This is a genomic window from Xanthomonas sp. F4, from assembly GCF_011761895.1.
In genome coordinates, this window is record NZ_JAASQX010000002.1 from 371073 (window position 1) to 395868 (window position 24796).

Genomic DNA, 24796 nt, shown 5'->3' on the forward strand with positions numbered 1-24796 from the left:
TGGAGTCGCCGCCGGTCCTGAACCACCTAAAAGCAAGAAGCGCTCCCGCGGCTCGCCGTGGTGTCGTAGCGCTGGAAACCCAAGACGCCCACCCCGCGCCTGCGCGATGGGCGACGAAGCGTGACCAGAAGCGAAACCCCATGGCGTTCCGCGCGGTAGCAGCGCGAGGAACGCAACAATGAAGCGAATGCTGATCAACGCCACGCAGGCAGAAGAACTGCGTGTGGCCATCGTGGACGGCCAGACCCTGTACGACATCGACATCGAGCAGCCGTCCAAGGAACAGAAGAAGTCCAACATCTACAAGGGCCGCATCACCCGGCTCGAGCCCTCGCTGGAAGCGGCCTTCGTCGAATACGGCGGCGAGCGTCACGGCTTCCTGCCGCTGAAGGAAATCTCCCGCGATTACTTCCAGGCCGGCGTCGACCACAACAAGGCGACGATCCGCGAACTGCTGCGCGAGGGCCAGGAAGTCGTGGTCCAGGTGGACAAGGAAGAGCGCGGCAACAAGGGCGCGGCCCTGACCACGTTCATCTCACTGGCCGGCCGCTACATGGTGCTGATGCCGAACTCGCCCACCGCCGGCGGCGTCTCGCGCCGGATCGAGGGCGAGGACCGCGCCGCGCTGAAGGAAGCGCTGGACAAGCTGAACATCCCCGACGACATGGGCGTGATCATCCGCACCGCCGGCGTCGGCCGCGATGCCGAAGAACTGCAGTGGGACCTGGACTACCTGCTGCAGGTGTGGAAGTCGATCGCCGAGGCCGCCCTGGCCAAGCCGGCGCCGTTCCTGATCTACCAGGAATCGCGGCTGATCATCCGCGCCCTGCGCGACTACCTGCGCGCCGACATCGGCGAGATCCTGGTCGACACCGCCGAGATGTACGGCGACGCCCAGGAGTTCATGCAGCAGGTGATGCCGCAGAGCCTGCGCAAGCTCAAGCACTACACCGACGACATCCCGCTGTTCAATCGCTTCCAGATCGAGTCGCAGATCGAGGCCGCCTACGAGCGCAGTGTGCGCCTGCCGTCCGGCGGCTCGATCGTGGTCGACCAGACCGAGGCGCTGACCGCGGTGGACGTCAACTCCTCGCGCGCCACCAAGGGCAGCGACATCGAGGACACCGCGTTCCAGACCAACCTGGAGGCGGCCGAAGAGGTCGCGCGCCAGTTGCGCCTGCGCGACCTCGGCGGCCTGGTGGTGATCGACTTCATCGACATGGCCTCCAACAAGCACCAGCGCGAGGTCGAGAACCGCCTGCAGAACGCGCTCAAGTACGACCGCGCGCGGGTGCAGATCGGCCGTATCTCGCGCTTCGGCCTGCTGGAGATGAGCCGCCAGCGCCTGCGTCCGTCGCTGGGCGAGTCCAGCCAGATCGTCTGCCCGCGCTGCGATGGCCACGGCCGCATGCGCAGCGTCGAGTCGCTGTCGCTGTCGATCATCCGCGTCGCCGAAGAGCACGCGATGAAGGAGAACACCGGACAGGTGCTGGTGCAGGCCCCGGTGGAGATCGCCAACTACCTGCTCAACGAGAAGCGCCGCGCGCTCAGCGAGATCGAGAAGCGCCACGACGCGCCGATCGTCATCGTCGCCGACGAGCAGATGCACACCCCGCACTACGAAGTGACCCGCCTGCGCGAGAACGAACTGGGCGAGGAAAGCACCAAGCCCAGCTACCAGCGCGGCACCCCGCGCAAGCTGCCGGTGCATGCGCTGACCAAGGCGCAGTTGAACATTCCGGCGCCTGCGGTGACCAATGTGAAGCACTCGCAGCCGGCCCCGGTGCGCGAACCGGCCGAGGAACCGGTGGCCGCGCCGGCACCGGCGCCGGTCGTCGCGCCGACCCCGGTCGCACCGCCGGCCACCGGCGTGGTCGGCTGGTTGAAGCGCATCTTCGGCGCCGGCGACAACCCGGCCGCCGCCCCGGCCGCCGCCGAGCCGGCACAGCGCCAACGCCCGCAGGACGGCAACCGTAACCGCAACGACCGTGGCGATCGCAACGACCGCAACGCGCGCCGCAACGGCGGCCAGGGCGGCAATGCCGCCCGCGGCAACGGCAACGGCGGCAATGCGCGCCGCGACGAACGCCGCAACGGCAACGGCAATGGCGCCACTGCGCCGGCCGCGCAGCAGAACCAGCAGCCCAAGGCACCGCGCAACGAGCAGGCCGCGCAGCAGGCCAAGCCGCAACAGCAGCCGCAAACGCCCAAGCCGCCGAAGCAACAGCAGCCGCAGAACCCGCCGCGCCAGCCGAAGCCGCAGCAGGATCCGGCACAGGCCGCCGTGCAGGGCGACAAGCCGCCGCGTCAGCCGCGCGCCGACGAGGCCGTGGCCAAGCAGCAGGCCGCGCCCGTCGCCACCGCACCCGTGACGCCGATGCAGGACGCCACCACCCTGGCCGCCGCTGCGGTCGCCGGTGGCGCGAGCGCCGCGTCCCAGGAGCCGGCAGTGGTTGTCGAAGCCGCCGCCGCACCGGTGCAACAGGCGCCTGCCGCCGCAGCAGCCGGCATCGATGAACGCGAAAGCGCCGCGGAAACCGCGCAGGCCGTGCCCGCCGGCGAAGGCGCCGAGGGCGAGGACGGCACCGGCGACGCCGGTGGCCGCCGTCGTCGCGGCCGTCGCGGTGGACGTCGTCGTCGTCGTGGCAATGGCGAAGCCGGTGCCGCCGGCGATACCGCCGGGCTGGACGATGCCGATCTGGATGCCGGCGACAGCGACAGCGACGGCGAAAGCGCGCCGGCGCCGAGCCGCAGCCAGCCGGAGTTCGACTTCGACGACGACGGTGCCACCGACGCACCCGCGCCCAAGCCGCCCGTGCAGGAAAAGCGCGAGCCGCAGGAAAAGCGCGAGCGCCGTGAGCGTCCGGCTGCCGTCAGTGCAGCGGCACCGGCCAGCGACGCAGCCCAGGCCCCCGCGCCGATCACCGTCGACCCCGTGCCTGCGCCAGCCACCGCACCGATGCAGCCGTCCGCGTCTGCCGACACCGTGATCGCATCGCCCGCGCCGACGGCGCCGGCCGCAGCGGCTCAGGGCGTGAGCGATGCGGCCGTTGCCCATGCCGACACGGTGGTGGCGGCACCGGCAGCACCGACGCCGGTCGCCGAGACCACGCCGGTCGCACAGGAGACTGTGGTCACCCGCGCCGCGGCACCGGCCGAACGCGCCACGCCTGCCGTCGCCCCGACCACGCAGCAACCGCAGGCAGTCACCACTGCCGTCGAGCAACCGACCGCCACCGCCGCCAAGGCGCCGGTCGCGGAGCCGGACGCCGCAGATACCACGACCACGGTCGAGGATCCGGCGGGCGTCACTGCGCCGGCGGAAGCTGCCGTCGTTCCGCCGAGCGCAGCGCCGGCCGTCACCGCCGCGCCCACCGCTTCCGTGGAGCCGCGTGCCGAAGAGGCTACCCCGGCCAAGCCGGCTTACGTCCCGGTGCAGACCACCCTGCTCGACGCCTTCGCCGATGCACCGGCGCAGGCTCCGCACGGTGGTGCGGCAGCGGCCGCAGCGTCGACTGAGAGCGTATCGGCCACGCCGGCAAGCGACGACACCGCAACGTCCGTTGCCGCCCCGGCTGCGCAGGCGCAGGTCGTGTCTGCAGACGAGGCGGCGAAGAAGGAACGCGCCGCCACTGCCGCGCAATCCGCAGCGCATGCGCCGCATTCCGCGGACAAGGCGGACGGCGACGAGCACAAGGATCGCAGCTGATCCACGCTTTTCCCGTTGCAGCATGAAAGAAGCGGCCTTCGGGCCGCTTTTTTTATGGGCGCGCTGCAGCGCAAACAGCGCAGCGGCTCAAGGCGATATGCCCGCATGCGCGAATAGTCAGCGCGATCCAGTTGCGCTGCACCGCCGAAGCAGCAGCTTCACGTCACCTCCAAAACACGCTTTTGCGGCAGCAACGACACTCGATCACCTCGTAGGTGCGGCTCTTCCCCTTTGCGGGATTAGCCGCGACAGAGCATTACCGGTCGCCTGTCGCGGCTGAAGCAACTCCTACAAGAACACGCGGTGCGCGGCGTACATAGCCCGTGGCGAAAGCAGGCGACTGGAGGTGTCCTGCAGACACGACACACATGCGCGCGCGCTTCCTTGGGAGCACGCACGCGCGCTTCGCCAAAGATTGCCGTGATGGGCGCTGCGCCCGCACAGAGTGCCGTGCTGCTTCGCCGCCACACCTGCGTCGAGCGCTGCCACGCGAAGGCACTCAGCCATTGCGACCGCTACTGTCGCGAGGCTGTGTGCGGCGTGCGCGAGGCCGACGGCGATTGCAGTCGATCGACACCGCGAACGGATCTTCCTTCGCGCCCGCACAACGCAAGAGCGGCCCGAAGGCCGCTCTCGTGTCACTTCGACAGGCGATGCCGATTACAGCGGATGCGTCGGATCCAGCAAGCCGTATTGCGTGGCCAGGCGCGCCAGGGCGATGTTGTCCTGGATGCCGACCTTCTCGAACAACCGCGCCTTGTGCGTGTTGACGGTCTTGGCGCTGAGGCTCAGGCGCTTGGCGATGTCTTCCTGGCGCAGGCCGCGGGTCAGCAGCAAGGCCACTTCCAGTTCGCGCGGCGACAGCGCATCGAACGGCGAACCGCCGCCTTCCAGATTGGCCAGCGCCAGGTTCTGCGCGATGTTGGCGCCGAGGTAGCGCTTGCCCATCGCCACGTCGCGGACCGCGCGCAGCAATTCCTGCGCGTCGCCGGCCTTGCCGACATAGCCGGACGCACCGGCTTCCAGCAGGCGCTTGGGCAGCGGGCCGTCTTCCAGCACCGAGACGATGATGACCTTGGTGCCGTGGTCGCCCTTGACGATGCGCTCGGTGACTTCCAGCCCGCTGACGCCGGGCATGTGCAGATCGCACAGGACGATGTCCGGCTTCAACTGCCGGATCTGCGGGAGCGCGGTTTCGCCGCTGTCGGCTTCGCCGACGATTTCGATATCCGTTTGATTCGACAGGATCAGCTTCATGCCCGTGCGGACAAGAGCGTGATCATCGACCAGAAAAACCCTGATGGCCATCTCGTATAACCCCAACGCAGCGGATACCGCACTATCCAGACTATCTGCGTGAATTATTCAGGGCAATACAAATTTGTAGACAAACGAAGACGCTTCACGGTGTGCTCATCTGCACCTCGCGAAACGTCATGTTGTCGTCATCAAAACCCTGCCGAGCTTACTCAAGGCTCGGCACGCAGGGTCGAGTGACCTGCCAGCGCTTTCCTCGTAAGGCGCGCGACGGTCCCTGCGTCAGGCCGAGGCCAGTATGCTGCCGCGGCGGGAAAAGCGTTATCAGGACAATCCTGATCTCACGTCAGAATTATCTGACCCTCCCCCTTCCCGCTTCCGGACACCACCGCGCTGCGGATCCCGGACAGGCCCGGCGAAATTTTCCGACATGCACTTCGGAAATGGCCGATGCAGGGCGCGCGCACTCGACACAACCACGACTTGACCGACCGCCTGCGGCACACTGCCCGGGTGAACACCGTCCGTCCGTATGCCGCGCAAGACCACGTCGCCTGCCTGGCGATGTTCGACAGCAACGTCCCGCAGTTCTTCGATCGCAGCGAGCGCGCCGGTTTCGACTGCTTCCTGCAGCACGACACCGGTGCCTGGCATTACCTGGTCATCGTCCGCGCGGGCGCGGTCGTAGCCTGCGGCGGCCACGCGCTGAGCGCAGACGGCCGCGTCGCCAGCTTCGGCTGGGGGATGGTCGAGCGTCGCCTGCACCGCCAGGGCCTGGGCCGGGCGCTGACCGAGGCCCGGCTCGACGCCTGCCGGCGCAGCACCGGCGTGGCGCGGATCGAACTGGACACCAGCCAGCACACGCAGGCGTTCTACGCGCGCTTCGGCTTCAGCGTCGACCGCGTGGTCGCGAACGGCTAAGGCCCGGGCCTGGATCGTTGGGACATGGCGTTGAACCTGGACAACGCGCGCGACTGAAGCGGATCGCGATGCGACGCCAGTCGGCCGCACCTCACGGAACTGCCGTCATGCGGCCAGCGCGTAGCGGCGGCAATGTTCGAGATAGCCGGCCTCGTGAAGGCCGGCGAGCGCGACCACGCTCTCCCACAGCCACGACGGCGTGTCGATCGCCTTGCGCCGGTCGGCGTCCAGCAGGTGCAGCCACGCGGCGCGTATTTTGGGCTTCATCTGCCGCGCATGCGCCTTGCCGACGACGAAGGCGAGATAGCGCGCCGAGCGCATCGCCTCGACGTGATTGAACTGGTCGACCTCCAGCTTCAGGTCGCGCGGCGAGAGTTCGCGAATGAACAGCGAGCGGCCCAGCAGATGCACCGGCAACATCCTGCTGCCCAGGTACGGCGACAGCGCCCGCGCCGCGGCGGTCACACGCTCGGCGTTATCCGCCGGCATCCGTGCATCGGGCGCCGCCGGCGCGATCGGTGCGATCGCCTCCTTCAGATCGACCAGCGCGTAGGACCAGTGGCCCTTGCCCGTCTTCAAGGCGACGATCGCCGCATAGCGCAACAGGCCCAGCGAACTGCAGCCCTTCATCCAGTACGCCGCATCGACCAGACGCACCTCGCGGTCCTTGGGCTTTCCCTTCAGCGACAGCACCATCCGCGCCACCGCCGGATCGGCGAACAGCCGCTCCAGTGCCTCGCGTTCTTCCGGTGCCAACGCCCAGAACTTCTCGCCCAGCGGAATGTGCGGCTCCACCGCCTGCAGACGCTCCTTGGCCAGGTGGCGCCAGCGCCGGCCGAAGGCCTCGCGCCGGATGCTGCGCACGGTCTCGGGTTCGGCACCAGGGTGATCGCGCGTCGGATCCTCGATGGCCGCGCAATAACCGTCGATCATCGCCTCCATCATCCGCGCGGTGGTGACGCCGGGCAGGTCCGAACCGCGTGCCGCGGTGGCCAGCGACAGGCCCAGGCGGATGAGGTCGTGCGCGGGATTGCCGATCACGCCCTGGTCGAGATCGCGGATCTGGATCTCGACGCGCCCCTCGCCATCGGCGACCGGCCCCAGGTTGCCTAGGTGGCAGTCGCCGCAGATCCAGATCGCCGGCCCCATCGGCACACGCCGCGCCGCCGGCGACGCTGCCAGCCATTCGTAGAACCGGGCGGTATTGCCGCGCACGTAGGCGTGTGCGGAGCGCGCCATCTTCAAGGTGCGCTTGCGTTCGAGGATGACAGGGCGTTCGGCGAGACTGGGCATCGAAGGTGGGACCTGGAGCGGATGGCGTGGGGACACGCGCGGCGGCGCAGACGCTAGCAGAGCCGCATGGAATTGGCCGTGCACGTCGGATACGTCGGCATGCGCTCGCGGTGGCCGGGATCGTACGGCCTGGACCCGGATGCGGGCGGCTTGAACGACTGCGCGATATGTCCGGCTGTCTTCCAGGCCACTGAGCGCGCCCTCAGCGATAGACCCTCGCCCTCCCCCGACGCCTGCTGCATGGTCAGGGCGCGGTCTCCGACGTCGACGTGATCTTAATCACGCCCCCGGCTATGCTCCGCGCACCTCACATAACTTAGGGAGAAGTTCATGCGTCTGACCATGCCGGCAACGGTTGCTGTGTGTGTGCTGCTCGCCGCCTGTAGCAAGGGCGGCGACAAGAACGGCGACAACGTCGCCATGTCCAACGCCTCGGTCGCCGACGTGGCCAAGGTGCAGGCGGCCAAGCTGCAGCCCGGCCAGTGGGAGATGCGGATCGAGCAGGTGAGCAGCGAGACCAGCGGCGGCTCCGGCAACATGCCGCAGATGCCGAAGGTGCCGCCGAGCACCGCCAAGGTGTGCCTCACCGCCGAGCAGATCAACGATCCCGCCAGCCTCTTCGGCAGCGCCTCGCCGATGCAGAAGAACTGCGTGTACGACAGCTTCAGCATGAAGGACGGCAAGATCGACGCGAAGATGCACTGCACGATGGGCGACATCAAGGTCGCGGGCACCAGCACCGGGACCTTCAGTGCCACCGAGATGGCCTCCGAATCGCATTCCACGATCACCGGCCTGCCGGGAGGCATGTCGATGAAGACGCACATGAAGCTCGACGGCAAGCGCCTGGGCGAATGCCAGCCGGGCGACATCAAGGCGGGCGATACCAAGGCGCCGGCTGCCGGCTGAGCCAGCCTGTTCCCTCGGGGCGTTCCGAGGCACCCGCTCTGAGTTTCTGCCTTGTGTTGCAGCGCCGCGATGGTTCGCCATCGCGGCGCTTTTTACTGGCTACGGTACAACGCTCGCTCGAGCGCGAGGCCCTGGCCGCCTGAGCGTTCTTGTCCTACGTTGCCGCCGTCCGCTCCGGTCACGGGACACGTGAGCGCAGTAAGGCCTGGTCCCACATGCTGTTTCCCACGCCACACGCGGTGGCCAGTGCCAGCCACGCGCCGCCAGCTTCCGATGCCGACCTGACCGTGCATCGACGCTACTGGGATGCACCGGCTAACGCACCATCATTCGCGCCGAAGCCAGACATGCGCCAGGTCCGCACCGCTGCGAAACGGCGCGCAACACTCCAGGCTACTTCAACGCCCGCCAGCTTCGACCGGCACGGAAGGCACGCTCGAGCGTCGCCGCGAGCAGGCAGATCTTCAGCGTCTGCGGCAGGATGCCGTCGCCGGGGTCGCTGGGCGTACCCAGCACCACCGACAGCTGATTGGCGATCGCCTGCCACACCACCTGCGGATGCGGGCCGATCAGACGGGTCAGGCCCATCCAGGCCCAGGCCGAGGCCCAGTCCAATGCGCGATACAGCACGATCAAGGTGACCAAGGCGGCCAGCCCGGTGGCGCCGGCGAGATGCACGCTGTTGGCCGCGGCGCGATAGCGCGAGACGGTGCCCGCCCAGAAATGGCCGATGAAGTCACGCAACCAGGTCGGCAGTTTCCGCCACAGCCCGAGCGTGCCGTCGACCTTGCTCGACCACTTGGCGGGCGCATTCAATTCGGCGTTGTGCACGTCGTAGCGGTAGATCAGCGCGGCCAGCGCCAGCCAGACCACCGGCAACAAGGCCGAGAAGAAGATCACCACCAGCGTGTCGGCCACGCCCGGCGGCGCCTGCTCCACCGCGCCCGGCAGCGCGGCATGCGCAACGCCGATCGGATGACTGATGCCCTGCCACAGTTGCTGGCCGAGATCGGCGATGCGCAGATGCGCCAGCCAGCGGAACACACCGCCCTTCCATTCGGTCAGCACGTACATGCCGACGAAGGTCCAGCCGGCCTCACACAGCACGATCAGCACATTCCACGCCGGATGCGGGCTGCGCTGCTTCTGTTTTTTCGCGCCGCGCCGGATCAGCCACAGCAGCGCCACCGACGCCGCCAGCCACCAGCCACCCGACACCTCGAACAGCGATCCGCGGTAGGTCGGATCGAACGGATTGAACTGCCCCAACCCTTCGCGCCCGTAGGCGCGGATCGTCTCGCCGAGGAAACCCCAGGCGGCGTAGTAGGCGAAGAACGGCACCAGCGCCTGCGAAACGATCGCCGACAGGCGACGCCAGCGTGCCCTGCCCTCTTCCTCTGCGGCCGTCGCATCGGCCTGGTCGGCCAGCGCCGCACTTGCGATCCCCGGCAAGGCCGGGCGCAGCGTTTCGAACAGCAGCACGAAGATCACCAGCTTGACCAGCACCACCAGCGTCAGCGACAGCAGACCGGCGAGCCGGTTCTGGTAGCCGATCCACACCGCGGCCTGCAGCAGCAGTTCGTTGAGCAACACGCCGGCCAGCGCCACGGCGAGCAATTGCGGCAGGTAGCGAACCCACAGCCGCAGCGTGTCGCCGATCAGCCCCACCGGCCCACCGCGCAGCGCCAACTCAGTCATGGGCGTGCTCCCGCGCGAAACGCAGATAGTGCGGACGACCGCCGCGCGTGCTCACGGTGAGTTGCAGTTGCGCGGCCACCGCACGCGGCACCAAGTAGTAGCCGTCGACCGCCAACGGCACGCCCGGCTTGGCCGCAGACACGGCCAGCCCATCGCAGGCGACGCCGGGCGGTTCGCCCGGCTTGGCCAAGGCACGCTGCAACAGGTCCGGCACGGTGTCGATCGCGGACCAGGAACGATCGCTGGCGTCGACCAGCTTGAGCGTGCAATCGCTCCACTGCGCACCGGAGGCACCCGGCACCAGCGTCAGCCGCGTGCGCACGAACGTGCGATCGGCGGGCAGTCCCGCCTCGAACGGCAGCACATCGACCGACGCGAGCCGAACGGCGGCACCGTCGTAGTCAACGGTCTGCGCCATCGCCACATCCACCGGCCGCCATTCGCGCGCATGCAGCAACTCCCGCACATCACGCCAGCCGGTCGCGACCATCGTGCACGGCACCAGCACCACCAGCGCCGCCAGCGCGAGCCAGCGCATGCGCCGCTCGGAAACGGCCGGGGCCACGTCGCGGTCAGAGGCGTGCATGCAGCGCATCCAGATCGAGCACGTCCACCGGAGACCCGGCGGGGATTGGCGGATAGCGCACCTGCGCCTCGGCCGTCAGCTGTGGGTCGCGGTCCTCCGACAGCACCAGCGTGCCGCCTGCCCTGGCGAGCGCGGACGGCAACTCGAAGACAAGCACGTCCTTGCGTTCCAGCCCGGGCTGCAGCGCCTTGATCGACGACAGCACCGCATCGCCCATCTCGGCGCGGCCGCTGGCGCGATAACGGCGGCCGTCGGGCGTCGCCCAGACCCGGCCGTACACGCGCGCCGTCGCGCGCGCGACCTTCGACCGCACCGGCACCACCAGCCACACGCCGCCGCTGTCGCGTTGCTGCACCGCGCCCGCCGCCTTGAAACGGATCGTGCGCGCGAGCTGCGGCGTGCCGGCGTTCACGGCCAGATTCTCGGTCTGCACCCAACTGCCAGGCGCTCCGGACACCGCGATCGGGCCGGTGATGCGCTCGTAGCGCGGCATCGTCCAGCGCATCCCGGCAAGCAGCACGAAGCCCAGCAGCAGGATCGCGATGGCGGCCAGCCGCTTCACGGTTCACCCGCCTGTGCGCCGGCACGCGACACACCAAGCGGCAACTCCACGACCCCGACCGGATGCGGATCGGTCCACAGCGGCTGCGCGTAGAGATTGTCGAAGGCCTTGAAAGTCCTGGCGGTGACGTCGAAGCGCACGCGCGCGGCCGAGTGCTCCTTCACCGGATAGGTCCAGACCAAGGCGATCTGCTCCGGCAGGCCCGGCTGCAATTCGGTGGTCGCCGCACGATCCCGCAAGAGATAGGCCGTCGGCCGCGCATCGGCCCCGCGCGGCGGCGTCTTCAACGCCACCGCCTGCACCAGCGAGCCGCTGGTCTGCGTGGTGCGATTGGTGGCCTGCAGATACAGCACGATCGCCTTGCGACCGTCGCGCGACACCACCTCGCCATTCGGCAGCCGATCGCTGGTCTCCACGTGGTCGAAGCGCAGCGACCACTCGCCGGCGGCAATATCCTTCCCGGCCTGCAGCGCGGGCGGCACCGGCACCTCCTTGGCCTCGAACAAACCGATGCCCCATCCCACCACGATCGCGGCAATGCCACCGATCCCGGCCAGCATCCGTGTCCGCCACTGTCCTAGAGACGCTTTGCTCGCCAACCCGGGGAGTCCTTTTGGAAGCTCGGCCGGACGGTATCACCGGGTTGCGACGCCATGCAACCTGGAACTGAATGAAGAAAACATGGCATTCCGGCCGAACCGTAGATCCTGCTTGCAGGCCCTACTTGCGAATGACGAGGAGAAGGACGGGGGCGCTTATCGCGCAACAACATACACCTGCAAAAACACGTCAACCTTACGATTAACGCCGAGGCTCTTAACCACGGTATCGGCCGTTTCCGCCACGCCGCCTTCTGACTACGTCATGACCCGCGCCCGTCAATGCGTCAAGGGGGAAACGTACCATTGGCTTGCGCGACGCCGATTGACCGATCCCTCTCGCATCAGATGCCTATGTTGAGCGCTTGAAATCGGAACTGACGTCGTCTCGCCCGAGGACCGGCCGGGGAGCTTTAATCAGCCACTCGGCCACCAGAAGATTCGGTAGCCAGCATAACCAGGCAATCGCCCGATAGGCCAAGACAAATTCGATGCCCAAGATAAACGTCGAGAAAGGCAGGTAAAGACGCAGCGTCACCGCAGACAGGGTCAAGGCGAAAGAGCGCATCATCCATTGCCGATGCTCAGCCAGACGACCTGTCAGGACCTTGCGTAACGCGATGGCCGTTGTCGCCATCCAAGCGATGCCGAGCGCACCAAACCCCACGCCAGCGACAGGCCCGGTGGATATCCCGGCGGCAAGAAACAGGGCGGAGATGCCTCCGACCATGCAGCCCGCGACATAAACGCGTCCGGTCGCCCGATGCCACCCTGGGTGACGCAGACGAAGACGGCGAACGAACTGGAAGGGCCCACAGAGCAGCGCCGTCGCGGCGCTGGTCGCGTGCACGATCAACCACGGATGCACGTGCCGGTTGGCTGCGACCCCAGGCGGCACGGGACCTCGGTCGAACAGATAGCGATAAGACACCAGGGCTACCGCGCCGCTCAACACAGCGAGCACTCCCCATGCGTAGCTCGACCGCCTGGATTTCGCTGTCGCGCCTGCCTGCGACCGATACGTCGAATTCATCATGCTGCTTCCCGGGGAGACAAATGCGGCCATCGGCCGGACTTCAAGCCGCGGCGTGTCTGCCACGTCCTTCAGGTGCAACACTACCGTTGCCGCGCAGCCGAGCCCATGCTAGATCGTCGAAACATCTGTCGCTATCGTCCAGACATGACCGACCCGCTTTCCGACATCCTCGGCCTCGTGCAGCTCAACTCGTATGGATTTCGCGGATTGGACGCAGGAAGCGATTGGGGACTGCGTTTTCCACCAGCCGAGGGTATCCGCTGTTTTGCCATCGATTCGGGGGAATGCAGGCTCGCGATGCAGGACGCCGGCTCTTCGATTGCCCTGGAACCGGGGGATGTGATTCTTGTGGAAGGAGGAGCCGCCATGCAGCTGTATGCTGGCACCCCCGTGACGTGGCAAGACGCCATCGCATTCCTGACACAGGTGCCGCCGGGCCACGTTGCTGAAATCAACGGCGGTGGGGTGTGTCGAGGCATCGGAGGTTTCTTTTCGTTGCGTGGCCAACATGCTGCGGCCATCCTTTCAGCCGTACCGCCGGTGGTCCACATTCGGTCCCAAGACCACAAGGCGGCGCTTCAAGCCAGCGTACGGCGCCTCATCGTCGAACTGCGCGAACCTCGGCCAGGCAGCGATCTGCTTGCTGGACACCTTGCGCAGGCGCTCTTGATCGAGGCCTTGCGCGCACATCTGGAGACAGGCCAGCAGCAGGTGGGGTGGCTGGCCGCGCTCGGCGTGCCCGCGCTCAATCGTGCCCTGACGGCCATGCACGCAAACGTCAGCCATCGGTGGACGGTCGCAGAATTGGCTGCTGCCGCACGCATGTCGCGCTCCAGCTTCGCCGCCCATTTCGAGCGCGTCACCGGCGAGACGCCGATGGATTATCTGACCCGGTGGCGCATGGCCCTGGCGTCTCATCGCCTGCTGACCTCCACGCTGTCCGTCGGCACGATCGGCATTTCCGTCGGTTATTCGTCTGAAAGCGCGTTCACGGTTGCATTCAAGCGCAGCTTCGATGCGTCGCCCAGCCAGTATCGCGCGCAATCGGTGCCGGCCACGCCGTGACTTTATTGATGCCTCCAGGACGTAAACGTTGCAGAGGTCCCGCCCCGCTAGATCAACGCAGGCGGCCCGCCCTCAGACTCCACATATGCCATCACGCCTTGCCCGCCAGCGTGGCGGAGAGAGTGGGATTCGAACCCACGGAAGGTTTGACCCTTCGCCGGTTTTCAAGACCGGTGCCTTAAACCGCTCGGCCATCTCTCCGTTTGCGAACGCGGCGGTGCTGCGGAAGAACGTCGCAGCCGCTTAAAGCGCACCGCCGCAGCAGCGCGACGCTGCAGTGCCTGCCCCGCCTAAAAGCGGTCGGTGCCTCTGACGGCACCTCATGCACCCCGAACCCAGAACCACCAGCACGGGCGCGCATTTTCGCACGCCCGCGGCGGTTTTGCTCGGCCGCGGCGGTTTTGCTCGACCGACGTACTCGGCCGGCGTCTTGATCAACCCGCCTCGACCGCCATGGCGCCCAGTGTCGAGTGCCGGGCCTTGGTGCGTTCGGGGCAGTCGCCGCCGCAGTCCAGGCGCGAGGCCTCGATCTGGCGCGGCAGGTGTTCGGCGAGGAAGTCGATGAACACGCGCACCGCCGGCAGCAGGCCGCGGCGCGAGGCGAACACGGCGTGGCAGATGCCCTGCGGCAGCGACCACTCCGGCAGCACCACTTCCAGTTCGCCGTTGCGCACGGCTTCGGCGCAGACGGTCTCGGGCAACAGGGTGATGCCGAAGCCGTCCTTGACCATGGACTGCAGCAAAGGGAAGTCGAAGCCGGCCACGCGCGGCTGCAGGTCGACGCGACGCACTTCGCCGGCCGGGCCATGCAGTTCCCAGCGCTGCCGGGCTTCGTCCTCGCTGATGCTGAGGGTGACGTGCGAGGCCAGTTCCTCGGGGTCCTTGGGGCGGCCGGCGCGGTCCAGGTACTTGGGGCTGGCGACCAGCAGTTCCTGCACCTGGCCGAAGCTGCGCATCACCAGGCTGCCGTCGTCGTCCAGGCGCGAGCGCACGCGCAGGGCGACGTCGTAGCCTTCGTTGATGATGTCGACACGGCGATTGCTGATGTTCAGTTGCAGCCGCACCTTGGGGTACTGGTCCAGGAACACCGGCAGCAGCTTGGGCAGCTGCATTTGAGCCAGCGACACCGGCACGCTGACCCGCACCAGCCCGCGCGGCTCGGCGCTGAGCCGGTCGACCACTTCGCGCGCGGCCTGCGCCTCGGCCAGCATGGTCTGGGCGTGGCGGTGCACGCTCATGCCCAGGTCGGTGACGGCGAAACGGCGGGTGGAGCGCTGCAGAAGGCGCACGCCCAGGTCGCTTTCCAGCTGGCTGATGCGACGGCTCAGGCGCGACTTGGGGATGCCCAGGGCGCGCTCGGCGGCGGCGAATCCGCCGTGGTCGACCACCATGGCGAAGTAGTACAGATCGTTGAGGTCGTGCATGTTCTTTCGATATTTAGAACGATGGGGACAATCGGATCCGGTTCATTCTACTCCTACAACGATTCACGCTGCAGGGACGCTGGTCGCGCTCGCGCGGTGGCTCAGGCACGGATGTGGACGCACCCAGGGTAACCCCGGCTTGGCTAGCGCGAAGTGACGGGGACGGGAGTTCGGCGCACGCGGAACGCCGTTTGCGGCGGGTGCGGCAGTGGGCAATGCATGCGAACGCCCTGCCCCGTCCGGGTCGAAGACCCACTTGTGGCGCAAGGCGGGGCATTGCCCGCATCAGGACAATTTGCGTGAGCGCAGGGACGGACAGGAGGGCGTCGCCGCAGCAACGGCGACGCGAGGCGCGCCCGAGGTGGATGCCCCGGGCCCGGTCGATCAGCCGATCCGCTCGGCCCCACCCATGTACGGGCGCAGCGCGTCGGGCACGGTGATCGAGCCGTCGGCGTTCTGGTAGTTCTCCATCACCGCGATCATGGCGCGGCCGACCGCGGTGCCGGAACCATTGAGCGTGTGCAGCAGTTCGGGCTTGCCGGTGGCCGGGTTGCGCCAGCGCGCCTGCATGCGCCGCGCCTGGAAGTCGCCACAGTTGGAGCAGGAAGAAATCTCGCGATAGGTCTGCTGCGACGGCAGCCAGACTTCCAGGTCGTAGGTCTTGCTGGCGGAGAAGCCCATGTCGCCGGTGCACAGCAGCATCTTGCGGTACGGCAGGCCGAGCGTCTCCAGCACCACTTCGGCGCAGCGAGTCATGCGCTCGTGTTCGGCGGCGCTGTCCTCCGGGCGGCACACGCTGACCAGTTCAACCTTCTCGAACTGGTGCTGGCGGATCATGCCGCGGGTGTCGCGGCCGCCGCTGCCGGCCTCGGAGCGGAAGCACAGCGAGTGCGCGGTCATGCGCAGCGGCAGGCGCTCGGCCTCGACGATCTCGTCGCGCACCAGGTTGGTCAGCGAGATCTCCGAGGTGGAGATCAGGTAGCGCTTCTGTTCGCCCAGCGCGGTGGCGAACATGTCTTCCTCGAACTTCGGCAACTGGCCGGTGCCGTACAGGCTGTCGGCGTTGACGATCACCGGCACGTTGGTTTCCTGGTAGGCATGCGGGCCGGTGTGCAGGTCCAGCATGAACTGCGCCAGGGCGCGGTGCAGGCGCGCGATCGGCCCACGCAGCACGGTGAAGCGCGCGCCCGACAGCTTGGCCGCCGACTCGCCGTCCAGCCAGCCATGGCGCGCACCGAGTTCGACGTGGTCCTTGACCTCGAACTCGAAGCTGCGCGGGGTGCCCCAGCGCTGCAGTTCGACGTTGTCGGCTTCGTCCTTGCCGGCGGGCACGTCGGCCTGCGGCAGGTTCGGAATCTCCAGCGCCAGCGTCTCCAACTGCGCGCGGATCTCGTCCAGGCGCTGCTCGGAGGCCTTCAGTTCGTCGCCGAAGCCGGCCACTTCGGCCATCAGCGCGCTCACGTCCTCGCCCTTGGCCTTGGCCTGGCCGATCGCCTTGGAACGGCTGTTGCGCAGGCTCTGCAGCTCCTGGGTCCGCACCTGGATGCGCTTGCGGTCGGCCTCCAGGGCCTCCAGGACGGCCACGTCCAGCGCATAGCCGCGGCTGGTGCGCAGGCGCTCGGCGAGGTCGGCGGGCTGTTGGCGAAGCAGAGCGGGATCGAGCATGGGCGCGGGGTGCCAGGGGAACGAACCCGGGATTATCGCCTGTCCGTCGCGGTTTTGCCGACTCGCTCCCGCCGCGGCGCGCGATTCACCGCGGCTATGCCAGAATCGAGCGGTTCCCTACGGTGAGTCCCATGTCCACGTCGCCCTCGTCTTCCAAGTCCGGCATCGTGCTGCATCTGCCGCGGCGCCTGCTCGCGATCGTCGGCATCGCCTTCGCCGTCGGCCTGCTGCTGTTCCTGGTGGTATGGCTGGTCGGACGCAAGGACAACGATTTCTACAAGCCGCAGCCGGCGCAGGTGCAGCAGGAGACCGAGCAGGTGAAGCCGCTGCCCGAGCCGCTGCCGGCCGGCAGCGCCGCCAGCAGCATGCCGCAGGCCAAGCCCGCGCCCGCTGGCGATGCGCCGAAGCTGGTGGAGACCGCACCGACGCCGCCGCCGACTACGCAAGGCCCTGCCCCGGCTGCGGGCAGCGATACCGCCGGCGGCACGGCCACCGCGCTGGCCCCGGGCGACCGTCCGGTGCCGCTGGAAGGACAGACCCCGCCGCCGCGCTATCCGCCGGCGGCGCTGCGGCGTGGCGATGCCGGTACTGTGGTGGTGCGGGTCGAGGTCGATGCCAGCGGTGCGCCGGCCGGCGTGGCGCTGCTCCGGCGCAGCGGCTCGCGCGACCTGGACCGCGCGGCGATGGAGACCGTACGCCGCTGGAAGTTCCGCCCGGCGCAGCAGAACGGCCATGCGGTGCCGGCCAGCATCGAGATTCCGTTCGACTTCAAGCCGGGGCCGTAACTGAATCGCCACCCGGACGCGCGGGCGGCGTTCACATGGGGGTGACACCCCTGAGGCGGGTCCTGGGCGACACTGGACCCGTCCCACGGCACCGGAGTTGCCGCCATGCCCACCCCGTACAAGTCGACACAGCCGCTGGATGCGTGGAAGCGCCCTGCCCGCCCGTCGTCTGCGCGCCGGCAGCCGCATGCGCGCGCCGATCATGGGTCGCCCTGGGCCTGGATGATCGTGATCGCGCTGGCTCTGGCTGTCGCCGGGTGGTGGCTGGCAGTGGATCGCGACGACGACGGCCGCAGCGAACGGGCGACGCAGTCGACGCCTGCCAACGATCCACCTCGCCCGCAGCCGTCGCACTAATTTCCCGAATCCACGCATCGATGCTTGCACCGGCCACGTTCGTACGCGGCCGGTGCCATTAGCGCGCTTACACAGTGCGCAATCCGGAACCGGTGCCGCGCGCCAGCGTGTCGAAGCCCGGGAACGACGTCGCCACGTTCGCCACATGTTTGATCCGCACCTCGCCCTGCAATTCGCTGCCAGGCGAAGGCGATGCTGATGCGTGGTCGCAGTGGCTGCCGAGAATGTACGCGCCCAGTTTGATGCGTGATGCCGCCGAGCGTTTGTATCCAACGGTGCATTGCCGCGGGTCCATCGCCACCGGTTGGCAGGACCTGCCAGATTGGGCAAGACAGATCGCCAGGCGTCCGCACGCCTGCCGTCAGGACATGGCGTGCCGCCGCGGCTATTCGGCGACCTTGGCGACCGCAGCGGCGATGCGATCGAGCATTGCGTCGTCGGTACGCGCGACGTTGAGGCGCACGTGCCGATCGGCGCCATCGCTCGAGAACACGCTTTCGGTGGCAAGCATCATGCCGTCCGCGCGCAGCACGTCCGCAACCGCGCGTGCATCGACGTCGTCGCCAAACGACGTCCACAGGTACATGCCCGCTTCGGTGTCGCGCGCCTGCCAGCCGCGGGCCCGTATCTTCGTCAGCAACGCCTTGCCGCTGGCGGCCAGCTTCCTGCGCAGCTTCTCGCAGTGCGGCTCGTAGCCGCCCTCGGTGAGCGCGTGGTGCACGAGTTGGTCCGTGAGTAGCGAGGAGTGGATGGCGCCGACCGATCGCATCAGCAACAGGCGCTCCATGCGCTGGCTGTTGGCCGCCAGGAAGCCCGACCGCAGGCCGGGCGCCAGGGTCTTGGAGAAGCTGCCGACGTGGATGACGCGCTCGAAGTGATCGAGCGCCGCCAGGCGCGTGACCGCCCCCTGCCGAGCGCGTGGGAGCAGGTCGCCGCAGGCATCGTCGTCCACGATCCACAGGTCGTGCTGCTCGGCGAGCCGGAGCAGTCGATGCGCATTGCGCGGAGACATGCTGGTGCAGGTCGGGTTCTGCAACACCGAGCTGCAGAACAACGCCTTGGGCCGGTACTGCTCGCATAGCTGCGCGAGCTGCTCCAGGTCGGGTCCGTCCTCAAGGCGGCGCACGCGCAGGATCCAGAGGCCATTGGCCAGGAGCCGCTGGGTGTGGATGAAGGGCCCAGGCTCCTCCACCACCACGTACTGGCCCTGGTAGAGGAACGACCAGACGATCAGGTCCAGGGCGTCGGTGGCGCCGGCCGTGGTCACGATCTGCTCGGCGGCGGCGCCGATCCCGGCCGTGCGCAACCTGGCGCTCAGCGCCTCCCGCAAGGGCAGCCAGCCCCGAACGTCGGCATAGTCGAACAGGCTCCTGCGCGGCCGGGCCGCCACGGCCCGCAGCGCCTCCGACAGCACGTCGGCCCCGCCCCATTCGGCGGGCAGCGTGCCGAGCGCCGAGCCGTCATGTGGTCCCTCCGCCTGCAGCAGATGGCCCCAGGCGACCCGAGCAGAGGGGCCGTTCCATCGCTGCTGCGACGCCGGCGCCCCCGCCTGGCGGGCCCCGGGCGACACATAGAAACCCGATCCGCGGCGCGCTTCCAGATAGCCCGCCGCCGTGAGTTTGTCGTAGGCACGCAGCACGGTCTCGTTGCTGATGGCCATGCTGGCGGCCATTGCCCGGACCGACGGCAGGCGCTCGCCGATCTCCAGCGACTGCTGCTCGATCCGGCTCCTGACGTCGTCGAAGATCCGGTCGATGAGCGGGCCACTGGCGCGGGCAGCCGGCGCGGCTGCCTTCCGCGTGCGCTTGGCGCCGGGCTTCGATGGAGGAGAGGCTGGCATGGGCGGGGAGCAATGGCAAGGCGAAGAGCCCAGGATGATAGACCGTCGGCAGGACTGGCTGGCGGATTCGAAAAATTGATGCGGACAGTTGCGCGGCGCCATGTTGCGCCGCAGCGGTGCACAGACCGCACCACCCTGGGGCGCAGCACTGCCGTCACCTGCACTTCCAAGCCACTAGCGCGCCCCAGCGAGGTGCACTGCGGCGCAGGTGGCCGGGCTTCTACATCCCACCCCCTACACGCGTGTGACATGACATGAATTTCAACTGTACCAAACACTTTTGACGTGGCATGCTCGGCCCGAAGAGCTTTCCGGCAAGCCATATATGGCAGGGAATCGCCCGAGGTAGATCGCATGAAAAGTGTATGGAACAGCTGAATTGCACCCATGGACCATGAATCGCGTCCGTCGATCGCGATTCCGCACGCCACGCCACGCCACGCCATCGCAGAGGATTCCACCGTGTTTCCCATCAAGTCCCTGACGCTTCGCCCGGCACCGTCCCGTTCCACCGCGCTCTATGCGGCCCTTGTGCTCGCGCTGTCAGGCGTTGCCCACGCCCAGCCGCAGGACAGCGCCGGCGCGACCAGGCAGGCGGCGCCGGAAAGCCGGAATTTTTCCATCCCGGCCGGCCCGCTGTCCGCCACTCTGCAGGCGATCGAGCGGATCAGCGGAACGCCCATCCAGTTCCAGGCGTCGGACGTGAAGGACATCCTCGCCCCGGCCATCGCCGCCCAGACGACCGCGCAGGGAGCCGTGCAGGCGGCGGTCTCGGGCAGTGGCCTGACCATGGCATCGGCGCCTGACGGCTCGATCCGGGTCTTCGTGCAGCAACTGGATTCGGTCGTGGTCACCGCCAAGCGCGACGAAGCCGAGACCGGCTTCCGCGCCTCACGTTCCTCCACCGCGACACGCGGCGACGCCGACCTGCGCGACGTGCCGCAGTCGGTCACGGTGCTGACGGCCAAGGTGTTCGAGACGCAGCAGACGGCCACGGTGGAAGACGCGCTGCGCAACGTGGCCGGCGTGGTCGTGCGCCCCGGCGCGCAGGGTACCAGCGGGTTCAGCATCCGCGGCTTCGGCACGGCCAGCAGCACACTGTCCAATGGTTTGAGCGATCCCAACTCGGTCAAGACCAACATCGCCGGCGTGGAACGCGTCGAGGTGCTGAAAGGACCGCAGGCATTGCTCGCCGGCGCCAACGCCCTGGGCGGCACACTGAACATCGTCACCAAGAAGCCGACGACCGACCCGATCCGCGACGTGACGCTCAGCTACGGCAGCCATGCCGAACGCACCGGCACCGTCGACCTGGCAGGCGCCCTGAACGACAGCAAGGAACTCAGCTATCGGCTGATCGTCTCGGGCACGCACGCCGGCAGCAGCGCCGGAGGCTACGACGGACGCACGCAGAACTACGGATTGGGCGAGATCCGCTGGAAGAATGCGGACACCGATTTCATCGCCGGCATCTCGGCCGACCTGTCCCGCGTGCCGCCGGACCGGTACACCGTGGCGATCCGCGGCTTCATCGAACCTCCTGCCCCTACCCGGCCCGGCAACCGCGACGATGGCGCGGATACCTATACGCACTCGGCGTTCTACACCCTCGAGCATTCCTTCACCGACGCGCTGCAGTTCACCAGCCGCATGCAGCGCACTCGCAACGACCTGGATCTGGCGATATGGACGGCGCAGTACCCGGTCGACACGGCCACCCTGCTACTGAACTACAGCGGCACCTTGGCCCAAACGAAACAGACGACCACCAGCGGCGACCATTACCTGAGCTACACGTTCAATACGGGGCCGCTGGAGCAACATCTGGTGGCGGGCGCCAACCACATCAACTACGACTTCGATACGACGCAGTACTCGAGCGTGCGGATCAACAACCGATTCGATGCGCCCACGCAGTACCCTTTCCCCAAGCTCGAACGCAGCGATGGCAACCGCTCCTTCGGCAGCGCCCAAGCGCAAACCCAACGCGGCCTGTATCTCCAGGACACGGTGAAATGGGATAGGTGGACCCTGGTGGCAGGCCTGCGTCATTCGAGCATCGACATCGGCCAGGGAACGACCATCGTGTATCCGGCGCCGCCCACGCCTGGTGCCGTGCTCACTTCGAAGGCGCATTCGCTCAGCAAGAACACCGTCAATGCCGGGCTGATCTACAACCTGAGCTCGAACACGTCCGTCTACGCCAGCTACGCCGAAGGCTTTTCGCCGCTGTTTTCGGATCTGGTGGTCTGCGGCACCGATTCGACGTCCGTCCCGCCCACCCAGTCGAGAAGCAAGGAGCTGGGCATCAAGAGCAACAACGCGGACAACACCTTCTCGTGGTCGGCCGCCGTCTTCCAGATCGATCAACTCAACCTGCTGCAGCGCAACCGCCCACGCAACTGCAACGACCTGATCGACGGCCAACGCTCCCGCGGTGCGGAACTGGAAGCCTCGGGCAAACTCATGCCCGGGCTCAACCTCATCTTCAACTACTCCTATGTGAAGCTGGAGAGCCTGTTCGATCCGACCCTGCGGCCGGGCGGACAGCCGCGCACCCAGGTGAGCCTGTGGAGCACCTACGACTTCCAGTCCGAACGCCTGCGCGACCTGAGCCTGGCCTTCGGCATCAGCGGCTGGAGCGACTCCATCCTGGGAGTACGGGAAACCGACCCGCGTTCGCCGGGCGGCGCCCGCCTCGATGCCGGCATCGCCTATACCCGGCCGACGTGGTCGCTGCGGCTCGGTGCGAAGAACCTGGCGAACCGCACGCTGTACGGCTACTCCACCAGCAGCGGGTACGTGCCCATCTACGACAAGCGCACCTTCACACTGACGTACGAACGCAAGCTCTGACCATCGCGTCGCCTAGCGCGCGGCAACGCCGCGCGCCACGCACTCCACGGCCTGTCCCTGCGCCCCTCCCAGGTTCCCAACGCCCATGAACGCCCCCCACCACCACCGTCCCCGTCTGCGCGACCTGATCCTGCCCTATTGGACGTCGCGGGAAAGCTGGCGCGGCTGGATCCTGCTGGCGATCAGGCTGACGCTGATGTTCACGAGCATCTATCTGGCGGTCTGGAGCAACCAGCTCCAGGGCCAAGTGGTGGATGCGCTGGTGAAGCGGCAATGGGACGACATCTGGCACAGCCTGGGCCTGTCCTGGATCGCCGGCATGCTCACCATGCTGCTGGCGATGGTGCTCCTGTTCGCGATCACGCAACTGCAGCAATACGAATGGCGTACCGCCATGACCCGCTGGCTGCTGCGCGCGTGGACCCGCCGGCGCGCGTACTACGCCATCGAGCGCGACGGGCGCCTGGACAACGCGGACCAGCGCATCTCGCAGGACGTGGCGCGCTTCATCGAACTGACGCTGCAGCTGTTCCTGGATCCGATCCATGTGCTGGTGTCGGCCATCTCCTTCACCGTCGTCCTGTGGAACCTGTCCGGCACGCTGCACTTCACGCTGTGGGGCATCGATTTTGCGATTCCGGGGTACATGGTCTATCTGGTGTATGCATACTCGGCCGGCATGCTGCTGGTGTCGCACCTTACCGGGCGGCCGCTGATCCATCTGTTCAATCTCCGCCAGACCGTCGAGGCCAACTTCCGCTACCGCGGCATGCAGTTGCGCGAGAACGCCGAGCAGATCGCCTTCTACGATGGCGGCGCGCAGGAGCACAAGCGCCTGGACGACGCATTCGAACAGGTGCGCGCCAACTGGCGGGACATCATCGCGCGCAACGCCAAACTGATGCTGGCGCGCGAAACCTACAGCAACACCTTCTCCTCCCATCTCCTGCCGACGGCGGCGGCGATGCCGCGCTACCTCTCCGGCGCCATCACGATGGGCGACGTGACGCGCGTAGGCGGCGCTTTCAGCGCCGTCAGCAGCAGCCTGGCCTTCTTCAGCCAGGCCTACGTCACCTTCACCGAGTGGTGGGCACTCGGCAACCGACTGCGCGACCTGCTGGGCGCCTTGCAGGATGTCCACGCACAGCCTGCGGGCATCCACGTCTCGCAGACGCCCGAGTCTGCCATCGCCACGCACGGCCTGGCCCTGCACAGGCCCGATGGCGCGCCGCTAACCACCATTCCCGCGCTGCGGATGCGCCGTGGCGAACGCTGGCTGCTGCGCGGCGCCTCCGGTGCCGGCAAGAGCACGCTGCTGCGCGCCGTGGCCGGCATCTGGCCCTACGGCGAGGGCGAGATCGACAAGCCCCGGGATGGCCGGCTGATGTTCCTGCCCCAGCGCAGCTACATCCCGCAGGGCACGCTCAAGGCGGCGCTGTGCTATCCCGGGCAACCCGAGGACTTCGACGACGGGCGCGTGCAGGACGTGTTGCATGAGGTCCGCTTGTCGACGCTGGCCGGACGGCTGCACGACAGCGACCGCTGGCAGCAGACGCTCTCCGGCGGCGAACAGCAACGGCTGGCGATCTGCCGTGCGCTGCTGCACCGGCCCGACTACCTGTTCCTGGACGAGGCGACCAGCGCGCTGGACCCCGACACCGAGCGCGCGCTCTACCAGGCGCTGGTGCACGCGCTGCCGGACAGCACCCTGATCAGCGTGGCGCACCGCGAATCGCTGGCCGCCTATCACGACCACGTGCTGGACATGACGCCGCAACGCAGCCAAGGCGGAGGCGAGGACGGCCACACGCACGATGGCGACGGCCACGGCTTCAGTCCCCCTCCGGTACCCGCCTGAATCCCCCTACCCCCCCTTTCCGACCACTGACAGAGGCCGAACCATGCCCTCCAAGCTCATCTCACTCACCGACGCGACCTTCGCAGAACAGGTCCTCCAATCCTCCGGCCCGGTCCTGGTGGACTTCTGGGCCGAATGGTGCGCTCCCTGCAAGCAGTTGCTGCCCATCGTGGACGACATCGCCGAGGAATACGCGGGCGAAGCCCGCATCTGCAAGATCAACGCGGACGAGAACAAGGACACTGCGCAGCAGTTCCAGGTGCGCGGCCTGCCCACCATGATCCTGTTCATGGACGGCAAGGAAAAGGCCCGCCTGGTGGGCCTGGTCTCCAAGACGCGGATCGCCCAGGTCATCGACGAATGCCTGGAGGCCTGA

The 24796-nt window shown here is 67.7% G+C and carries 20 protein-coding genes and 1 tRNA gene; 9 read left to right on the forward strand and 12 right to left on the reverse strand.

Annotated elements, in window-relative coordinates; translation table 11 throughout:
* Positions 1-178: 178 nt before the first annotated feature.
* Complete coding sequence (locus tag FHR66_RS09555; protein ID WP_167087736.1) at positions 179-3709, forward strand: Rne/Rng family ribonuclease; 3531 nt, start codon at positions 179-181, stop codon at positions 3707-3709.
* Positions 3710-4369: 660 nt separating this feature from the next.
* Here the strand turns inward: FHR66_RS09555 and FHR66_RS09560 are convergent.
* Positions 4370-5017, reverse strand: a complete 648-nt coding sequence (locus tag FHR66_RS09560; protein WP_160947835.1) for a response regulator — start codon at positions 5015-5017, stop codon at positions 4370-4372.
* A 432-nt stretch (positions 5018-5449) separates the two neighbouring features.
* Here FHR66_RS09560 and FHR66_RS09565 point away from each other — a divergent pair, with 432 nt between their 5' ends.
* Positions 5450-5887 (forward strand): GNAT family N-acetyltransferase, encoded by a 438-nt coding sequence (locus FHR66_RS09565; protein WP_456361746.1) that lies wholly within the window; start codon positions 5450-5452, stop codon positions 5885-5887.
* A 105-nt stretch (positions 5888-5992) separates the two neighbouring features.
* Here FHR66_RS09565 and FHR66_RS09570 read toward each other — a convergent pair whose 3' ends face one another.
* Positions 5993-7180 carry a DUF2252 family protein gene (locus FHR66_RS09570; RefSeq protein WP_160970637.1) on the reverse strand — a complete coding sequence of 396 codons (1188 nt, stop codon included), beginning with the start codon at positions 7178-7180 and terminating at the stop codon, positions 5993-5995.
* A gap of 330 nt (positions 7181-7510) precedes the next feature.
* Between FHR66_RS09570 and FHR66_RS09575 the strand changes: the two genes are divergently transcribed.
* Positions 7511-8089, forward strand: coding sequence for a DUF3617 domain-containing protein (locus FHR66_RS09575; RefSeq protein WP_202394984.1), 579 nt, complete (start codon positions 7511-7513; stop codon positions 8087-8089).
* A 393-nt stretch (positions 8090-8482) separates the two neighbouring features.
* On the opposite strand, the gene FHR66_RS09580 is transcribed toward FHR66_RS09575, so the two are convergent.
* The 5 genes from FHR66_RS09580 to FHR66_RS09600 form a co-directional block, all read right to left on the reverse strand.
* Positions 8483-9787 carry a hypothetical protein gene (locus FHR66_RS09580; protein ID WP_160970635.1) on the reverse strand — a complete coding sequence of 435 codons (1305 nt, stop codon included), beginning with the start codon at positions 9785-9787 and terminating at the stop codon, positions 8483-8485.
* Entirely contained in the window at positions 9780-10325 is a 546-nt protein-coding gene (locus tag FHR66_RS09585; RefSeq protein WP_160970647.1) for a hypothetical protein, read from the reverse strand. Before FHR66_RS09585 ends, FHR66_RS09580 begins: the two co-directional genes overlap by 8 nt.
* A 34-nt stretch (positions 10326-10359) precedes the next feature.
* The gene (locus FHR66_RS09590) at positions 10360-10935 is read right to left on the reverse strand and encodes a hypothetical protein (protein WP_160970633.1); all 576 of its coding nucleotides are present in this window, start codon (positions 10933-10935) and stop codon (positions 10360-10362) included.
* Positions 10932-11534 carry a hypothetical protein gene (locus FHR66_RS09595; RefSeq protein ID WP_237475464.1) on the reverse strand — a complete coding sequence of 201 codons (603 nt, stop codon included), beginning with the start codon at positions 11532-11534 and terminating at the stop codon, positions 10932-10934. The genes FHR66_RS09590 and FHR66_RS09595 overlap by 4 nt, the downstream gene beginning before the upstream one ends.
* 352 nt (positions 11535-11886) lie before the next feature.
* The gene (locus FHR66_RS09600; protein WP_202394983.1) at positions 11887-12651 is read right to left on the reverse strand and encodes a DUF2306 domain-containing protein; all 765 of its coding nucleotides are present in this window, start codon (positions 12649-12651) and stop codon (positions 11887-11889) included.
* 63 nt (positions 12652-12714) lie between these two features.
* On the opposite strand from FHR66_RS09600, the gene FHR66_RS09605 reads away from it, so the two are divergent.
* Positions 12715-13635: an AraC family transcriptional regulator gene (locus FHR66_RS09605; protein ID WP_160970631.1), complete on the forward strand. Its 921-nt coding sequence runs from the start codon at positions 12715-12717 to the stop codon at positions 13633-13635.
* Between the two features lie 111 nt (positions 13636-13746).
* Here FHR66_RS09605 and FHR66_RS09610 read toward each other — a convergent pair.
* The 3 genes from FHR66_RS09610 to serS all read right to left on the reverse strand — a co-directional run bounded on the left by FHR66_RS09610 (position 13747) and on the right by serS (position 16724).
* A tRNA-Ser gene (locus FHR66_RS09610) sits at positions 13747-13836 on the reverse strand.
* Positions 13837-14069: 233 nt separating this feature from the next.
* Positions 14070-15059, reverse strand: coding sequence for a LysR family transcriptional regulator (locus FHR66_RS09615; protein ID WP_167087738.1), 990 nt, complete (start codon positions 15057-15059; stop codon positions 14070-14072).
* A gap of 384 nt (positions 15060-15443) precedes the next feature.
* The gene (serS, locus tag FHR66_RS09620; protein WP_160970627.1) at positions 15444-16724 is read right to left on the reverse strand and encodes a serine--tRNA ligase; all 1281 of its coding nucleotides are present in this window, start codon (positions 16722-16724) and stop codon (positions 15444-15446) included.
* 131 nt (positions 16725-16855) lie between these two features.
* Between serS and FHR66_RS09625 the strand changes: the two genes are divergently transcribed.
* Positions 16856-17509, forward strand: coding sequence for an energy transducer TonB (locus FHR66_RS09625; RefSeq protein WP_160970625.1), 654 nt, complete (start codon positions 16856-16858; stop codon positions 17507-17509).
* A gap of 105 nt (positions 17510-17614) precedes the next feature.
* The gene (locus FHR66_RS09630; protein ID WP_167087691.1) at positions 17615-17866 is read left to right on the forward strand and encodes a hypothetical protein; all 252 of its coding nucleotides are present in this window, start codon (positions 17615-17617) and stop codon (positions 17864-17866) included.
* A gap of 67 nt (positions 17867-17933) precedes the next feature.
* Here the strand turns inward: FHR66_RS09630 and FHR66_RS09635 are convergent, their stop codons facing one another.
* Positions 17934-18161 (reverse strand): hypothetical protein, encoded by a 228-nt coding sequence (locus FHR66_RS09635; protein ID WP_167087693.1) that lies wholly within the window; start codon positions 18159-18161, stop codon positions 17934-17936.
* 90 nt (positions 18162-18251) lie between these two features.
* Positions 18252-19706, reverse strand: a complete 1455-nt coding sequence (locus FHR66_RS09640; RefSeq protein WP_160970623.1) for an aminotransferase-like domain-containing protein — start codon at positions 19704-19706, stop codon at positions 18252-18254.
* Positions 19707-20093: 387 nt separating this feature from the next.
* Here FHR66_RS09640 and FHR66_RS09645 point away from each other — a divergent pair, with 387 nt between their 5' ends.
* The 3 genes from FHR66_RS09645 to trxA all read left to right on the forward strand — a co-directional run bounded on the left by FHR66_RS09645 (position 20094) and on the right by trxA (position 24796).
* Positions 20094-22562 (forward strand): TonB-dependent siderophore receptor, encoded by a 2469-nt coding sequence (locus tag FHR66_RS09645; RefSeq protein ID WP_160970621.1) that lies wholly within the window; start codon positions 20094-20096, stop codon positions 22560-22562.
* Positions 22563-22647: 85 nt separating this feature from the next.
* On the forward strand, positions 22648-24420 hold the full coding sequence (locus tag FHR66_RS09650) for an ABC transporter ATP-binding protein/permease (RefSeq protein WP_167087741.1): 1773 nt from the start codon (positions 22648-22650) through the stop codon (positions 24418-24420).
* A 43-nt stretch (positions 24421-24463) separates the two neighbouring features.
* Positions 24464-24796, forward strand: coding sequence for a thioredoxin (gene trxA, locus FHR66_RS09655; protein WP_160970992.1), 333 nt, complete (start codon positions 24464-24466; stop codon positions 24794-24796).

Excerpts from the sequence above, each read along its gene's own strand:
- FHR66_RS09555 (WP_167087736.1), top strand. The coding sequence starts at position 179 with ATGAAGCGAATGCTGATCAACGCCACGCAGGCAGAAGAACTGCGTGTG.
- FHR66_RS09560 (WP_160947835.1), bottom strand. The coding sequence starts at position 5,017 with ATGGCCATCAGGGTTTTTCTGGTCGATGATCACGCTCTTGTCCGCACG.
- FHR66_RS09570 (WP_160970637.1), bottom strand. The coding sequence starts at position 7,180 with ATGCCCAGTCTCGCCGAACGCCCTGTCATCCTCGAACGCAAGCGCACC.
- FHR66_RS09575 (WP_202394984.1), top strand. The coding sequence starts at position 7,511 with ATGCGTCTGACCATGCCGGCAACGGTTGCTGTGTGTGTGCTGCTCGCC.
- FHR66_RS09580 (WP_160970635.1), bottom strand. The coding sequence starts at position 9,787 with ATGACTGAGTTGGCGCTGCGCGGTGGGCCGGTGGGGCTGATCGGCGAC.
- FHR66_RS09585 (WP_160970647.1), bottom strand. The coding sequence starts at position 10,325 with ATGCGCTGGCTCGCGCTGGCGGCGCTGGTGGTGCTGGTGCCGTGCACG.
- FHR66_RS09605 (WP_160970631.1), top strand. The coding sequence starts at position 12,715 with ATGACCGACCCGCTTTCCGACATCCTCGGCCTCGTGCAGCTCAACTCG.
- FHR66_RS09615 (WP_167087738.1), bottom strand. The coding sequence starts at position 15,059 with ATGCACGACCTCAACGATCTGTACTACTTCGCCATGGTGGTCGACCAC.
- serS (WP_160970627.1), bottom strand. The coding sequence starts at position 16,724 with ATGCTCGATCCCGCTCTGCTTCGCCAACAGCCCGCCGACCTCGCCGAG.
- FHR66_RS09625 (WP_160970625.1), top strand. The coding sequence starts at position 16,856 with ATGTCCACGTCGCCCTCGTCTTCCAAGTCCGGCATCGTGCTGCATCTG.
- FHR66_RS09630 (WP_167087691.1), top strand. The coding sequence starts at position 17,615 with ATGCCCACCCCGTACAAGTCGACACAGCCGCTGGATGCGTGGAAGCGC.
- FHR66_RS09635 (WP_167087693.1), bottom strand. The coding sequence starts at position 18,161 with ATGGACCCGCGGCAATGCACCGTTGGATACAAACGCTCGGCGGCATCA.
- FHR66_RS09640 (WP_160970623.1), bottom strand. The coding sequence starts at position 19,706 with ATGCCAGCCTCTCCTCCATCGAAGCCCGGCGCCAAGCGCACGCGGAAG.
- FHR66_RS09645 (WP_160970621.1), top strand. The coding sequence starts at position 20,094 with ATGGACCATGAATCGCGTCCGTCGATCGCGATTCCGCACGCCACGCCA.
- FHR66_RS09650 (WP_167087741.1), top strand. The coding sequence starts at position 22,648 with ATGAACGCCCCCCACCACCACCGTCCCCGTCTGCGCGACCTGATCCTG.
- trxA (WP_160970992.1), top strand. The coding sequence starts at position 24,464 with ATGCCCTCCAAGCTCATCTCACTCACCGACGCGACCTTCGCAGAACAG.